The sequence below is a fragment of the Mesorhizobium sp. genome (genome assembly GCF_041661565.1).
In the GTDB taxonomy this organism is placed as follows: Bacteria; Pseudomonadota; Alphaproteobacteria; order Rhizobiales; family Rhizobiaceae; genus Mesorhizobium.
This window is the reverse complement of sequence record NZ_JBAZUD010000132.1, coordinates 1-13968: the sequence shown is the minus strand read 5'-3', so window position 1 is coordinate 13968 and position 13968 is coordinate 1. Positions and strand designations below refer to the sequence as shown.

Here is a 13968-nt window from a genome sequence, read left to right as displayed (position 1 = left end):
CCGCCGTCACCGGTGACTACCTTCTGCAGCGGCTGCAGGCGCTCAAGGACAAATATCCGAAGATCATCAAGGACGTGCGCGGCAAGGGCTTCATGGTCGGCCTGGAGTTCCACGACTTCTCGCAGACTTTGCCGATGGTGCTGCGGCCGATCGTCAGTGTTCTCGACGAAAAGCTGAAGGGGTCGCTGTCGGGTTTCGTCGGCGCGCTCCTGCTGCGCGACTACGACGTCCTGGTCGCTTTCACCGAATACAACCGCAACGTCATCCGGCTCGAACCGCCGCTGATCTGCCAGCGCGAACATGTCGACCGCTTCGTCGACGCCTTCGACAGCCTTTTGTCGCGCGGCATCGTGTCGATCGTAAAGGATTTCGTCAAAAGCCAGGTTCGCTGAGCAGAGGCTGTTGGACATAACGATGCTGACCAGGTCTCCCGTTCCGCAACACCCGCTCGACCGGCTCGTCGGGACCGGCCTGGCGTGGGGCGAGGGGACCTATGCGCGACTGGCCGCTCCGATCGGTGCGGCGGCTTTCGCGCTGTACATCCTGTTGACGGCGTTCACGGCATGGGTGATGCCGGACGCCAACTGGGACATGCTGCCCTATCTGGCCATATCGGAAGAAGGCACATATCCCGATGCGCAGGCGCTGCATGACTATGCGTACAATACCGTCAAGGCAGGCGTGTCGGCGGGTGACTACAAGGCACTGACCGACGATGGCGGCGGTTTCCGCAGCCACATGGCGGAGAATGCCGCCGATTTCCATTCGCTGCTCGGCATGTACCGGATCAAGTTCCTCTACGCCGAGATCCTGTCGACGATGAGTTCGGTAATGTCGCCGGTCGAGGCGATGCGCCTGGTGTCGGTGGTCTCCGTGCTGCTGTTCGGCGCTGTCGTGCTGCTGTGGTTGCGCTCCGAGCAGGCACTGGCCTTGGCGCCGGTGCTCGGCGCCGTGATGATCATGGCTGACTTCGGCGACGCGGCGCGCGCCTCGACGCCCGATCTGCTCGGCTCGGCGCTGCTGCTGGGCGGCCTCTACGCCTATGTCCGTGGCCGCGAGGCTGCAACGGCGATCCTGCTTTTCCTTGCCTTCATGGTTCGGCCCGACAACATTGTCTTCCTGGCTGTTTTCGCGGTGCTGCTGGTGGCGTTCCGGCAAAAGGCATGGGGAGCGCTGGCAGGGTTTGCCGCGTCGTTCATCGCTTATTTCGCCATTTCACACTGGGCCCACCATCCCGGCTGGTGGCCGCATCTGTGGTTCTCCAGCATCGAGCAGCACTACAATATGGATGGGTTCGAGCCGCCATTTTCGGTCGCCGCCTATCTCCGGGCGTTTGCCACGTCGCTGCTGCGTGCCGTCAATCTGAACAGCTGGGTTGGCGTGTCGGTGCTGGCGCTCGCCGGCTGGTACATGGCGGGCCGCGCCGGCTTCCGGCTGGATCGCCGTGCGGGCATCCTGTTCGCGGCCCTGGTTCTTGGCGCGCTGGCGAAGTTCACCGTCTTTCCGATCCACGACACGCGCATCTACTTCCCCCACCTGATCCCGCCCTTCCTGCTGCTGGCGACGCCTTTCATGGCGCTGTGGTCGGCCGTGGGCCGTGACCGGCATCGCGCCGCCTCGAACGTCATTCCCGGAGACAAGCCATGAGTTCCGTATCCAGCCTTGCGCGCGTTGCGCTGTCCCTCGGCCTTCCGGCCGGCCTTCTCGATCGCGGACCGTCGCTGCGCGGCACGAAATTTTTGGCCAAGGCGGCGCTGAAGGCGCGCTTCGGCGGGGCGGGCCGGCCGTTCCAGATGGTCAATGTCGGCGCCTGCGACGGCGCGCTGTTCGATGACGTGACACCCTGGCTGCACCGCATTCCGCACGCCCGAGCCATGCTGGTCGAGCCGATCCCCTACAACCAGAAACGGCTTCGCGCCAACTACCCCGACACGGCCCGGTTCATCATCGAGCCGGTGGCGGTGACGAAGAGCAAGGGCACGATCACCGTGCACACCTTCGACGCCGCCGCGCTCGAGGCCGGCACGTTGCCCATCGAGTTCATCGGCTGTTCGTCTGTCACCGACACCAACCTGATGTCGGGCAAGAATGCCTGGGGCGAAGCCGACGCCAACTTCAACAAGTTCGCGCCGCACCTGAAGGACATCGAGGTGCAGTCGGAAACGCTGCAGACGCTGCTCGACCGCAACGGCATCACCCACATCGACGCCTTCCTGGTCGATTGCGAAGGCGCCGACTGGATCGTCTTCGAACAGTTCGACCTCAAGCGCTACCGCCCTGGCATGATCAAGGTCGAGGTCGGCGCTCTGCCAGCCGCCGAGATCGGCCAGGTCGTGGTCAAGCTGAAGACCGCCGGCTACCAGGTCGGTTTCCAGGCCGAGGACGTCTGGGCCTTCGCCTGAGCAGGCGTTTTTTCTGATCCATGCAGGGTCGCGCCGCACTTGCGGCGTGTCGCAAACAGGCGGTGGCGCGGTGGCCGTCGCCTGCATATTGTGCGCCGATCAAACGGGCGCCGACGCCGCCCGCAACAGCATTTGGAGCAGCGGGCCATGGCAGAGTTTCCGAAAAAGGCGAAGGTCGTCATCATTGGCCTGGGCGGGATTGTCGGCGCGTCGATCGCCCATCATCTGATCGAACGCGGCTGGGACGACATTGTCGGCATCGACAAGTCGGGCATCCCGACCGATATCGGCTCGACCGCGCACGCCTCCGACTTCTGCTACACGACCAGCCATGATTTCCTGTCCTGCTGGACGACGCTCTACTCGATCGATTTCTACGAGAAGATGGGCCACTACGCCCGCATCGGAGGGCTCGAAGTGGCCCGTGTCGGCGATGACGGCCGCATGGACGAGATCAAGCGCAAGATCGCATCGGCCAAGGCTTTCGGCACACGCGCCCGGCTCATCGAACCGGCCGAGATCAAGGAGAAATTCCCGCTGATCGAGGAAGCGATGGTGCAGGGCGGCCTGTGGGATCCCGACGCCGGCCTCGTCATTCCGCGCTCGCAGACCGTCGCCGGCAAGCTGGTCGACCAGGCGGAAGCGTCGGGCAAGCTTAGATCCTTCGCCAACACGCCGGCCAGGTCGCTCATCGTCAAGGACGGCCGCATCAGCGCCGTGGTCACCGATCGCGGCACCATCGAGGCTGACTATGTCATCGTCTGCGCTGGCATCTGGGGCCGGCTGATCGCCGAAATGGTGGGCGAGGACCTGCCGGTCATGCCGATCGACCATCCGCTGACCTTCTTCGGCCCGTACAACGAGTTCGCCGGCACCGGCAAGGAGATCGGTTGGCCGCTGCTGCGCGACCAGGGAAACTCGGCCTATATGCGCGACACCGGCGATCCCAAGACCGCCGAGGGCGGCCAGATCGAATGGGGCTATTACGAAGAGACCAATCCGCGTCTCTGCCACCCGCGCGACCTGCTTGAGAAGGACCAGGCGCGGTTGTCGCCGTCGCAGCGCGACCTCGATATGGAGCAGATCCTGGCGCCGCTCGAACGCGCCATGGAACTGACGCCGATCCTGGGCGAACTGGGCTACAACGAAAGCCATTCCTTCAACGGCCTGCTGCAGGTGACGGCCGATGGCGGCCCGTCTATGGGCGAGAGCCAGAAGGTGCGGGGTCTCTGGTACGCCGTTGCCATCTGGGTCAAGGACGGCCCGGGCATGGGCAAGCTCATCGCCGACTGGATGACAGACGGCCGCACGGAGATCGACCACCACGCCATCGACTATGCGCGCTTCTACCCGCACCAGACGAAGGAGCAGTTCATCTGGGATCGCTGCACCGAAACGGCGATGAAGGTCTACAATCCCGCGGTGCATCCGCGCGAACCGTTCTCCAAGGGCCGCAACATCAGGCGCTCGCCGTTCTGGGAGCGCGAGAAGGAACTCGGCGGCTATTTCATGGAGCTAGGCGGCTGGGAGCGGGCGCACGGCTATGCCGCCAACGAGCACCTTCTTGAGAAATACGGCAACCGGGTGCCGGTGCGCGAGAACGAATGGGACAACCGCCATTTCTGGCGCGTTTCCAATGCCGAGCATCTGGCAATGAGCGAGGATTGCGGCATCGTCAACCTGTCGCATTTCTCGATGTACGACATCGAAGGTCCCGATCATGTCGCACTGCTGGAGTGGCTGTGCGCGGCCAAGGTCGGCGGCGACAACAATATCGGCAAGGGCATCTACACCCACTTCCTCGATGAGGAGGGCATGGTGCGCGCCGACTTCACCGTCATCCGCATGGCCGACCGCTGCCGCTTGATCGACGGCGCCGACGCCGGTCCGCGCGACTTCCAGTACATGCGTCGCACCGCCCAGGACAAAGGTTTTGACGTCACCATCACCGATGTAACGGAGAAATACGTCACCATCGGCATCTGGGGCCCGAACGCCCGCACGACCCTGCAGAAGGTGGTCGAGAATCCAGACGGCTTGTCGCTGGAGAACTTCCCCTTCGCGGCGATCAAGCCGGTCAGGGTCGGCGGCAAGGACGTGACCGCGTTCCGCATTTCCTATGTCGGCGAGCAAGGCTGGGAACTGCACATGCGCTACGAGGACGGCCTCGCCGTCTGGGACGCGCTGCGCTCGACCGGCGTGATGCCGTTCGGCGTCGAGACCTATGCCAACACGCGTCGCATGGAGAAGAGCCTGCGCCTGCAGAACGCCGACCTGCTGACCGAATACAATCTGCTCGAAGCCGATCTGGCGCGTCCGAAGGTGAAGGAGAACGACTTCTGCGGCAAGGCCAAGCATCTCGAATATCGGGCCCGCGCGCACCAGCCGGCGACGCTTTGCACGCTGGTGATGACCGAAAACACCGATTCGAAAGGCATCGCGCGCTATCCGGTCGGCATCATGCCCGTGCTGGATCCCGCAACCGGCGAGACGCTGGTCGACGAGCTCGGCCGTCGCTCCTTCACCACGTCGGTCGCCTATGGTCCGACCATCGGCAAGAATATCGCGCTCGCCTATCTGCCGCACTCCTATGCTCAGGAAGGCCGCAAGCTAAAGGTCGAGTATTTCGGCGAGACCTATCCGGTCGAGGTGGCGGCGGTTGGCTACAAGCCGCTTTACGACCCGGAGAATTTGAAGCCGCGCAGTTAGGTACTATGCGAGCGTAATGGGCATGAACGCAAAAGCTTGGCTTAGGCCAGGCTTTTTGTCTTTTTAACCGCATAATTCTCGCTTACCCTCAAGCTGGGTGGAGCAAAGCATTTGCAACGATTTGGCTGGGACAAGAAGAACGATGCGTTCGTGTTCAGCATGAGCGGGAATATTCCCGTTCGTATCAGCTGGACGTTTGCTGTTCCAATCATCCTGCCTTTTTTGCATGAATGGCCGACGTCCCCTGCGAGCGCATTGTCCCACACGGCTGTATTTGCAGTACTTTTGTTCGTGTCGGTCTTTCTGCATGAGTTTGGGCATCTGTGGGCCGCACGCCGACTGGGGATCGGCACCGACAAGATAGAGCTCTATCTCTTTGGCGGAGTTACCTGGTTCAAGCGCGGTTCAACCTCGTCGTATGGCTGGGTATGGATCGCATTTGCCGGTCCAGTGGCAAATATCGTTTTGGCAGCGGGTTTCGCTGCCTTCTATTATCTATTCGTCAGGCCTTTCTCGTCTGTTGAGCCGGATGTTCTGTTCAATTCGCCGGTTCCGAGGCCAACGGCTCTTCTGGACTGGGCGATTTGGGTTGGAGCCTTGTTGAATGTCGTGCTGGCTCTTATCAACCTTCTGCCAGCCTATCCTCTCGATGGCGGGACGATCGCGCGGCATTTGCTTGCACGGCGGTTCGGCACCAGCGGGGCCGCGCGGATCGTCGGTTTTTGTGGCGTTATCCTCTCGATCTTGCGCTTTGCGATCATCCTGCCCGCTGCGGTTGTCGGCGTGCTGTTATGGATTCCTCCGTCATTCAAGCCGAACTGGCGAGCGTTTCGCGGCAACCGCAGGAAAAAAGCCGATCCGCCACTCTCGCCGCCCGAGCCAGCCGACGAAGTGGACTGGCGCGGCAAAGGCGGGCGGCCGATCACAAGGTGATAACAATGGGGCCTAAGGCAGCGCCGCGTCTATTTCATCCTGGCTTTTTGGAATGCTATTACCGGTAGCGATCTCAGCGCTCAATTTGCTTGCGCGAGCCCAACGATCGGCGAAGTTCCATCCACCGATTTGGATGCTCGAGTAGACGGCGGTTTCACCCCTTGAGCCCGGCGTGAAATACATCACCCCGTTGTTGGGAGGCGGGTAGACCGTGGCGCGTTTGTATTTCTTGTAGAACTGGTCGCGTATACGGTTGCTGATCCTTGTGTTGTCCTGTTCGCCGATCCACGACACAAAGGCGGCCGACAGGAATGCCGACAGGCCGGCGGCAAGCGTTTTCATCAATTCTTCGGTAGCCGGATCGGTGTCCTTCGGCGGCGTGAGATCGATGGCAAGGACGACGATCAGACCGGAAACGAATGCCGCTATGGCCGCCGGTCCCAATACCCAGCCCTCAAGAAAGAGCAGCCCGGCGCGCGGCTCTTTCGGAAGGAACAAAGTGCCGATCAGCTCGAACAGATAGCCGGCCACGATTGCCACCAGCACCAGCACGAGCGCTTCAGCCCATTGATGGTTGATCTGCATCCATGCAAAAGCCATGCCGATCAGGACGACAATCAGGGCCTTCGCGGGGCCGCGAAGATCCCCGAACAGATCCTGCAGTTCCGACACTAGCTTGCCGGGCATGATGGTCAGCTCTCGTGCATTGGTTCGTGGCTGCACTGCCAGACGACTTGGCCGTCCGGCTTGCGCACCCGTTGCATCGGCGCGTAGGGAAGGGCCATCTGGCATTCGTTGGTCGCGGCGAGCGCGGTCAGCAGCTTCACGCTTTCGAAAAGTGCCTTTACCAGCGGTTCAGCCGGACCGGAGGGCAGGATCGTCTCCCGGCTCCTGTCGAGCGCGGTGATGGCCTCTGCCAGCTCGAAAGTGGAGATGGAGCTTGGGTTGTCGACGGGAGGTGAGGCGGCATGGAACGTCAGGAGCCGCGTCGTCAGCGCCAGCGCGCGCACGATAGGCTCCAGGTCGGTTCTCTCGGCCACGGAGGGCCGGTATCTCGACAATTCCGCAGTCAGAAAGTCGAGTTGCTCGACGGCCTGCTTTTGCGCGTTGGCAAGTTGAAGTCCTGGATTCTCCGCCTGCTGCGACATCGGTTTTCCCCACAACTCCGGGATCGATGATAATCCAAGTCGGACCTGTGTTGAAGTGCGGCGGTCGTGCCAGGTGGTGATGCGTCTGAGGTGACGGCCGAGAAAATGCGATCGGCTACTTCACCCGCCGGTCTCCTTCGCGCATTATTACGGCATGTTTCGTACATTGACAGCGCTGCTGGCGGTATCCGCGGCGATCCTGGCGCCGTCCGGCGTTTCGCGAGCCGATGAACAGGTCGATGTCGAGCTGGTGCTGGCGGTCGACGTATCGCTGTCGATGTCGACGGACGAACTCGAGATTCAGCGTCATGGCTACGCGGCGGCGTTGACGCATGACAATGTGCTGCAAGCGATCGCCGATGGCGCCCATGGCAAGATCGCCGTTACCTATGTCGAATGGGCGGGCTCCAGCTGGCAGCGGGTCATCGTGCCATGGACTGTCATCGCCAACCGCGCGGATGCGGAGCGGGTGGTCGCGCAAATGTCGGCGCATCCGCCCGATAGCGCACGACGTACCTCGATCTCCGGTGCGCTGGCGTTCGGCGGCGACCTCTTTGCCGAAAGCGCCTACCAGGGGACGAAGCGGGTCATCGACATCTCGGGTGATGGGCCCAACAACCAGGGCGCGCCGGTCACCCTTGTCCGCGACGAGCTGGTCAGGCAGGGCATCATCATTAACGGCCTGCCGCTGATGACGCGGGGCGGCTTTTCCGGCGGCTACGATGTCAACAATCTCGACCGCTATTACAGCGACTGCGTCATCGGTGGCCCGGGAGCGTTCATGATCCCCGTCAATGACTGGACGCAATTTCCCGAAGCCATACGCCGCAAGCTTGTGCTGGAACTCGCCGGTCCGGCGTCGCCGCAATGGGCGGCGGAGGAGGCGCTCTATCCGCCCGTGGTACTGGCTCAGGACAAGCCCGCCAGCGACTGTGAGATCGGCGAGAAGATGTGGCGCAACCGGGGCGGGATGCTCGACAGCCGCTGACTGTGAGCCTTGGCAAACCGGCTGGACCGCGCTATCCAGCCGATGGGGGCCGTGGTCGAACCGAGGGAATATCAGATGAAGCGTCTTGCCATACTGACGGTTGTCGGGTCGGTGCTTTTCGGCGGCGGCGCCAACGCCCAATACAGCGATCAGCCCGCCTGCGTGATGTTCGAGCATGTGAATTTCCGCGGGCGCTCGATCGAGATGCAGTCGGACGATTCCGTCAGTTTTCGTGGCGGCCAGTTCTGGAACGATCGCGTATCGTCGGTCTTCGTTCGCCGCGGCTGCTCGCTCATAGCGTATGAGGATTCGAGGATGAGCGGCCGCTCGATCGAGATCGGGCGCAGGGCCCGCGCGCTCGGCGGCAACTGGAACGACCGCATCTCGTCCGCAGAGTGCGTCTGCGACGGTTATTGAAAACATCGGATCAAGCGTGCCGGTAGCCTTCAGCGCGCCATCGACTGGCGAGCAGCTTGCTACGGCAGGCACCTCACCATCCTGTTGATTGACAAGCCGATGGGCGTCTGTGAGACAATTCCCCCGAGATAAAACAAAAGGGGAACTCATATGAGCAGGATCGCTGTTTTTGCCTCAACCTTGACGCTTGCCGTCGGACTGTCAGCGCCGGTGATGGCGGCCACATCGGTGACCATCGGGATCAGCGGCTGGACCGGCTTCGCGCCGCTGACGCTTGCCAAGCAGGCAGGCCTCTTCGAAAAGCATGGACTCGACGTTACGTTGAAGAAGGTGCCGCAGGCGAGCCGTCCGCTCGCCATCGCCAGCGGCGACCTGCAATGCGCCGCCACGACCGTGGAGACCTGGCTGGTGTGGAACGCCAGCGGCGTCACCACCAAGCAGATCTTCCAGCTCGACAAGTCCTACGGCGCGGACGGCATCGTGGCGCGAAACGACATCAAGACGGTCGCCGACCTCAAGGGCAAGAACGTCGCGTCCTCGGCGCCGGGCACCTCGCCCTATTTCATGCTGGCCTGGGTGCTGAACAAGGCCGGCATGTCGACGAAGGACGTGACGGTGGTGAACCTGGAACCGGATGCGGCCGCGCAAGCCTTCCTCGCCGGCCAGAACGACGCCGCCGTCACCTATGAGCCGTTCATCTCGGCCGTGCGCGACAAGGCCGATCAGGGCCACATCCTGGCGACAACGCTCGACTATCCCATGGTGCTCGACACGGTCGGCTGCACGCCCGAATTCCTCACGGCCAATCCAGACGCCGCCAAGGCGCTCGCCGACCGCTATTTCGACGCGCTCGACCTGATTAAGAAGGATCCTCAGAAATCCTACGAGATCATGGGCGCCGACGTGAAGCAGTCGGCCAAGGAATTCGAGGATTCTGCGAAATACCTGAAATGGGCCGACAAAGCTGACAACAAGGAGTTCTTCACCAAGGAATTCCAGGATTTCTCCAAGACGGCCGGTGACCTGCTGCTGCAGATGGGCCTGATCAAGGAAGCCCCAGATGTCGCCACGCTGGCCGATACCAGCGCCGTGTCGAACTGACGGTCCTGGCTTGACCACCAGGCGGCGCCCCGGTCCCGCCGCCTTTCGGCGGCCAGTGGTGGCCTGAAAAACAGGGATGGTTTGACGATGCGCCCCTTGCATCCGGTTTCGCCGGGCATCCGAACGGTGCTCGGCATCTCGTTCTTCGTGCTGTTCGTGGCCTTCTGGGCCTGGATCACGCTGGGCGGCCATGTCAACCGCATCTTCCTTGCCGATCCGGTGTCGATGCTGCGAGACGGCTGGAGGCTGCTGGTCGAGGACCGCTTCTGGCTCGATATCCTGATCACCATCTGGCGGGTCTTCGGCGGCTTCTTGCTGGCGTCCGTCGTGGCGGTGCCGCTCGGCATCGCGATGGGTGCGTGGAAGCCGGTGGAGGCGTTTCTGGAGCCTTTCGTCTCGTTTGCCCGCTACCTTCCGGCGTCGGCCTTCATCCCGCTGCTGATCCTGTGGGCCGGCATCGGCGAACTGGAAAAGCTGCTGGTCATCTTTGTCGGTTCGGTGTTCCAGATCATCCTGATCATCGCGGTCAAGGTCGGCTCGACGCGCCGCGACCTGGTCGAGGCCGCCTATACGCTGGGTTCCACCAACAATGGCATCGTCAGGCGGGTGATCATGCCGGCCAACGCGCCTGAGATTGCCGAGACGCTGCGGCTGGTGCTGGGCTGGGCGTGGACCTATGTCATCGTCGCCGAACTGATCGGCTCGTCCTCCGGTATCGGCTACATGATCATCAACAGCCAGTCGCGGCTGGCGACGGGGCAGATCATCTTCGGCATCATCGTCATCGGGTTGATCGGTCTGTTGTCCGACTTCGCGTTCAAGGCCTTCAACCGCTGGCTCTTTCCGTGGAGCCTGGCGTGAGCAAGCTTCTCATCGAAGGCGTCTCGCGCACGTTCGCAGGCGTGCGCGGCGGGCAGCCGGTCAAGGCGCTGATGCCGGTCGACCTGGCGGTGGCGGCCAATGATTTCATCACCATACTGGGGCCGTCCGGCTGCGGGAAGTCGACCCTTCTGCGCATCGTTGCCGGCCTGGAGGCGCCGAGCGAAGGCCGCGTGCTGCTCGACGGCAAGGTGGTGACGCGACCGGGCCCGGATCGAGGCATGGTCTTCCAGTCCTATACGCTGTTTCCCTGGTTGACGGTGGCCGAGAACATCGCCTTCGGCCTGCGCGAACGCAACGTGGCGCAAAAGGAAAGGGACGCCATCGTCGCTTCCTATGTCGATCTCGTCGGGCTCAAAGGGTTCGAGAACCATTGGCCCAAGCAGCTTTCCGGCGGCATGCAGCAACGCACCGCGATCGCCCGGGCGCTGGCCAACGACCCTGAGATCCTCTTGCTGGACGAGCCGTTCGGCGCGCTCGACAACCAGACGCGCGGCCTGATGCAGGAACTGCTGCTCGGCATCTGGGAACACCGTAAGAAGACGGTGCTGTTCGTTACCCACGACATCGAGGAGGCGATCTTCATGGCCTCGCGCGTGATCGTGATGTCCGCGCGGCCCGGCCGCGTCAAATCGGACGTCGCCATCGACCTGCCGCACCCGCGCCACTACACTTTGAAGACCAGCCCGGAATTTTCGGCGCTGAAGGCGCGGTTGACCGAGGACATCCGCATCGAGGCGATGCGGACAGTGCAAGGGCAGCCGGCCGAGGCCTGATCGATATCACGCCGCCAGCAACTGCTTGCGGTCGACGCGCTCCTGCTGCGGCGAGCGGGCGTAGAGCTCGCGGTAGCATTTGGAGAAATGGGACGCCGAGACGAAGCCGCAGGCGACCGCCACTTCGACCACCGGCATCGAGGACTGGATCAGCAGATGACGGGCGCGGTCGAGCCGGATCTCCAGATAGTAGCGGGCAGGGGAGCGTCCCATCTCGGTGCGGAACAGGCGCTCGATCTGGCGGCGCGACAGGTCGACATGATCTGCGATCTCGATCAGCGACAGCGGTTCGGAAAGGTTGGCTTCCATCAATTCGATGATGGTCAGCACCTTCGAGTTCTGCACGCCGAGGCGGGCGCGCAAAGGCAGGCGCTGGCGGTCGGTCGGGCTGCGGACGCGATCGGTCAGCACCTGTTCGCAGACGCGGTTGACGAGGTTGTCATCGAAATCGTCGCCGATCAGCTTCAGCATCATGTCGAGCGCGGCGGTGCCGCCGGCGCAGGTGTAGATGTTCTGGTCGATCTCGAACAGGTCGGCGAAGACATTGGCCTTCGGGAACGCCTCGGAAAAGCCAGGCAGGTTTTCCCAATGGATCGCGCAGCGCTTGTTGGACAGCAGGCCGGCGGCGGCAAGGATATGGGCGCCGGTGCACAGGCCGCCCACGGCGACGCCGCGATTGTATTCCTCACGCAGCCAGGCGAAGGCCGACTTGTTCTGATAGCGCTCGACATTGATGCCGCTGCAGACGATGGCCATGTTCGGCCGCTCGGGGCCGGCCATCTTCTTGCGCTCCTCCTCGAGCGACGTGTTGACCGCGCATTCGACCCCGTTCGAGGCGCGCACCGGCTTGCCGTCGATACTGGCGAGGCGCCAGCGATAGGCCTCGTAGCCCAGCATGCGATTGGCTGATCGCAGCGGGTCGAGCGCTGTCGCGAACGCGATCATGGTGAAGTCGGGAACAAGGAAAAATACAAACGATCGCTTGATCGGATGCTTTACGGCGTTCAAGGGAACCTCACACAGCCATGGCGCGAACAGGATGTCGCGAATAGCATAGCGACATCAGGAAAAACCATGCCTGTCAATCGGCTAAGCGGTCCAGGTGAGATTAAATTTGCGACATGGGTCGCAAATGGGCAATTGCCGACACCATCCGCAAAAGCAGCGGCCCCAGCTCCTCAAAAGGGTGGCAAATCGCGCAAGGCAAAACAAAAACGCCGCCTCGGCTGGAGCCGGGCGGCGTTGCGGTTTGAGCAGCGGCAGCGAACGCTGCCCTCAAGATAACTCAGGCAACGAAGCCGAGACGAGCCGCCGCCATCGCGCCGGTCTGGCCGGGCATGGTGTTGGAAAGGCGCTGACGCTCAAGAGCGGTGGTGAGGTTCATTTCGCGGCGGGCGAAGAGGCGGGCAAAAAGCTTCATGATTCATCTCCATTCGGTTGCTCAGACGGGTCGCCTTCGCTGAAGGAGTGGGGCAGCTCGTTTGCTGGCGCTGATATAGGCCTGCGCAGGGGAAAACTAAATGACAAAAACGAAGCGCTTGATATGAAAAGCGACACGACATGCGACAAATTTGGGCAGGGCGCCTGGAATCTATAATTGTTTACAAGGCTTTGGATCAAGAAGGCGAACGCTATGCGACTTTCTCATATGCGCCATGCGCCGGCGGCATGGCTAAACAAACTCGTTTGAATACAAATGAAATAGAGAAGGCCTGCCGGGCGATCAGCGCGGCAGGCCTTCAGACTTGTCCACACACGGTTTACTTTGCTCCAGCCCAGGATCCAACGCCGTGGCGGATGGCGATCTTGGCATCGGCGGCTTCCGGCCATCCGATGTCCTTCTGCAGCTCGATGGGCAGGGAACGGATGGCGCGCTCGGTCTGGTAGCGGGCGCGGGCCGCGTTGAACTCGGTCGCGATTCGACCGATGGATAACAGGATAGACATTTCGATCTCCTTTGGTGCCGGGCCCGTGGTTGGTTACAACGGGTTTGTTTCAGCTTCATTTCATGTCTTTGGCAGGTCTGTGTCGTGGTCGTTTCTTGGTCACTTCCAATGCGTCCTGCCTTGATGATGTTGACTATCCTCCCAATCTGATGTTCAATCAAACGAAATGGAATGATGCTTTGTATCAGAAAAATTGAAGGTCGATTCCCATGAACGCCCCCCTCAACCATCCGCTGCCGCTGCTCGATCTCGATGTCTTGCGGACTTTTGTGGCCATCGCCGAGACCGGCAGTTTCACCACGGCCGCCAACGCCGTGTTCCGCACGCCGTCGGCTGTCTCCATGCAGATCAAGAAACTGGAGGACATTCTTGGCCGTTCGGTGTTCGCGCGCGACGCGCGCTCCGTGACGCTGACCACGGATGGCGAAGTGCTGCTTGGCTATGCCCGGCGCCTGCTGTCGATCAACCGCGAGGTGGTGTCGAAGTTCATCATTCCCGACATCGTCGGCGTTGTCCGGCTCGGCTCGCCTGACGACTATGGCGAGCGCGTGCTGCCGCATGTGCTGAAGCGTTTTGCGCAGTCGCACCCGTCCATCGCCGTCGATGTCACCATTGACCAGAGCAGCAATTTGCGCCGGCGCATGGACGACCGGGCGCTCGACATCACGC

16 protein-coding genes are annotated in these 13968 nt (G+C 62.1%); 11 read left to right on the top strand and 5 right to left on the bottom strand.

Going from position 1 to position 13968, the window contains the following annotated elements:
- From WC739_RS20120 to WC739_RS20100, 5 genes are all read left to right on the top strand, one after another.
- The coding region (locus WC739_RS20120; protein WP_372954776.1) for an aminotransferase class III-fold pyridoxal phosphate-dependent enzyme at window positions 1-392 on the top strand (392 nt) is incomplete at its 5' end.
- A gap of 22 nt (window positions 393-414) precedes the next feature.
- A complete protein-coding gene (locus WC739_RS20115) occupies window positions 415-1647 on the top strand; it encodes a hypothetical protein (protein ID WP_372954775.1) in 1233 nt (410 codons plus the stop codon).
- Complete coding sequence (locus tag WC739_RS20110) at window positions 1644-2402, top strand: FkbM family methyltransferase (protein WP_372954774.1); 759 nt, start codon at window positions 1644-1646, stop codon at window positions 2400-2402. The genes WC739_RS20115 and WC739_RS20110 overlap by 4 nt, the downstream gene beginning before the upstream one ends.
- A gap of 147 nt (window positions 2403-2549) precedes the next feature.
- On the top strand, window positions 2550-5111 hold the full coding sequence (locus WC739_RS20105) for an FAD-dependent oxidoreductase (RefSeq protein ID WP_372954773.1): 2562 nt from the start codon (window positions 2550-2552) through the stop codon (window positions 5109-5111).
- A gap of 111 nt (window positions 5112-5222) precedes the next feature.
- Window positions 5223-6044 carry a M50 family metallopeptidase gene (locus WC739_RS20100; protein ID WP_372954772.1) on the top strand — a complete coding sequence of 274 codons (822 nt, stop codon included), beginning with the start codon at window positions 5223-5225 and terminating at the stop codon, window positions 6042-6044.
- Between the two features lie 12 nt (window positions 6045-6056).
- Here WC739_RS20100 and WC739_RS20095 read toward each other — a convergent pair whose 3' ends face one another.
- Both WC739_RS20095 and WC739_RS20090 read right to left on the bottom strand, forming a co-directional pair.
- A complete protein-coding gene (locus WC739_RS20095) occupies window positions 6057-6731 on the bottom strand; it encodes a hypothetical protein (RefSeq protein WP_372954771.1) in 675 nt (224 codons plus the stop codon).
- A 5-nt stretch (window positions 6732-6736) separates the two neighbouring features.
- Window positions 6737-7192, bottom strand: a complete 456-nt coding sequence (locus WC739_RS20090; RefSeq protein WP_372954770.1) for a hypothetical protein — start codon at window positions 7190-7192, stop codon at window positions 6737-6739.
- Between the two features lie 154 nt (window positions 7193-7346).
- Here WC739_RS20090 and WC739_RS20085 point away from each other — a divergent pair, with 154 nt between their 5' ends.
- The 5 genes from WC739_RS20085 (at window position 7347) to WC739_RS20065 (ending at window position 11353) form a co-directional block, all read left to right on the top strand.
- On the top strand, window positions 7347-8180 hold the full coding sequence (locus WC739_RS20085) for a DUF1194 domain-containing protein (RefSeq protein ID WP_372954769.1): 834 nt from the start codon (window positions 7347-7349) through the stop codon (window positions 8178-8180).
- Window positions 8181-8255: 75 nt separating this feature from the next.
- The gene (locus WC739_RS20080; RefSeq protein ID WP_372954768.1) at window positions 8256-8597 is read left to right on the top strand and encodes a peptidase inhibitor family I36 protein; all 342 of its coding nucleotides are present in this window, start codon (window positions 8256-8258) and stop codon (window positions 8595-8597) included.
- Between the two features lie 150 nt (window positions 8598-8747).
- Window positions 8748-9698, top strand: coding sequence for an ABC transporter substrate-binding protein (locus WC739_RS20075; protein ID WP_372954767.1), 951 nt, complete (start codon window positions 8748-8750; stop codon window positions 9696-9698).
- 87 nt (window positions 9699-9785) lie between these two features.
- On the top strand, window positions 9786-10559 hold the full coding sequence (locus tag WC739_RS20070) for an ABC transporter permease (protein WP_372954766.1): 774 nt from the start codon (window positions 9786-9788) through the stop codon (window positions 10557-10559).
- Window positions 10556-11353: an ABC transporter ATP-binding protein gene (locus tag WC739_RS20065; protein ID WP_372954765.1), complete on the top strand. Its 798-nt coding sequence runs from the start codon at window positions 10556-10558 to the stop codon at window positions 11351-11353. Before WC739_RS20070 ends, WC739_RS20065 begins: the two co-directional genes overlap by 4 nt.
- Before the next feature lie 6 nt (window positions 11354-11359).
- Here WC739_RS20065 and WC739_RS20060 read toward each other — a convergent pair whose 3' ends face one another.
- The 3 genes from WC739_RS20060 to WC739_RS20050 form a co-directional block, all read right to left on the bottom strand.
- Window positions 11360-12298, bottom strand: coding sequence for a GlxA family transcriptional regulator (locus WC739_RS20060; RefSeq protein WP_372954777.1), 939 nt, complete (start codon window positions 12296-12298; stop codon window positions 11360-11362).
- A 340-nt stretch (window positions 12299-12638) separates the two neighbouring features.
- Complete coding sequence (locus WC739_RS20055) at window positions 12639-12773, bottom strand: hypothetical protein (protein ID WP_263482030.1); 135 nt, start codon at window positions 12771-12773, stop codon at window positions 12639-12641.
- Window positions 12774-13113: 340 nt separating this feature from the next.
- Entirely contained in the window at window positions 13114-13299 is a 186-nt protein-coding gene (locus WC739_RS20050; protein WP_372954764.1) for a hypothetical protein, read from the bottom strand.
- 209 nt (window positions 13300-13508) lie between these two features.
- Between WC739_RS20050 and WC739_RS20045 the strand changes: the two genes are divergently transcribed.
- On the top strand, window positions 13509-13968 hold a 460-nt coding region (locus WC739_RS20045; RefSeq protein WP_372954763.1), incomplete at its 3' end, for a LysR family transcriptional regulator.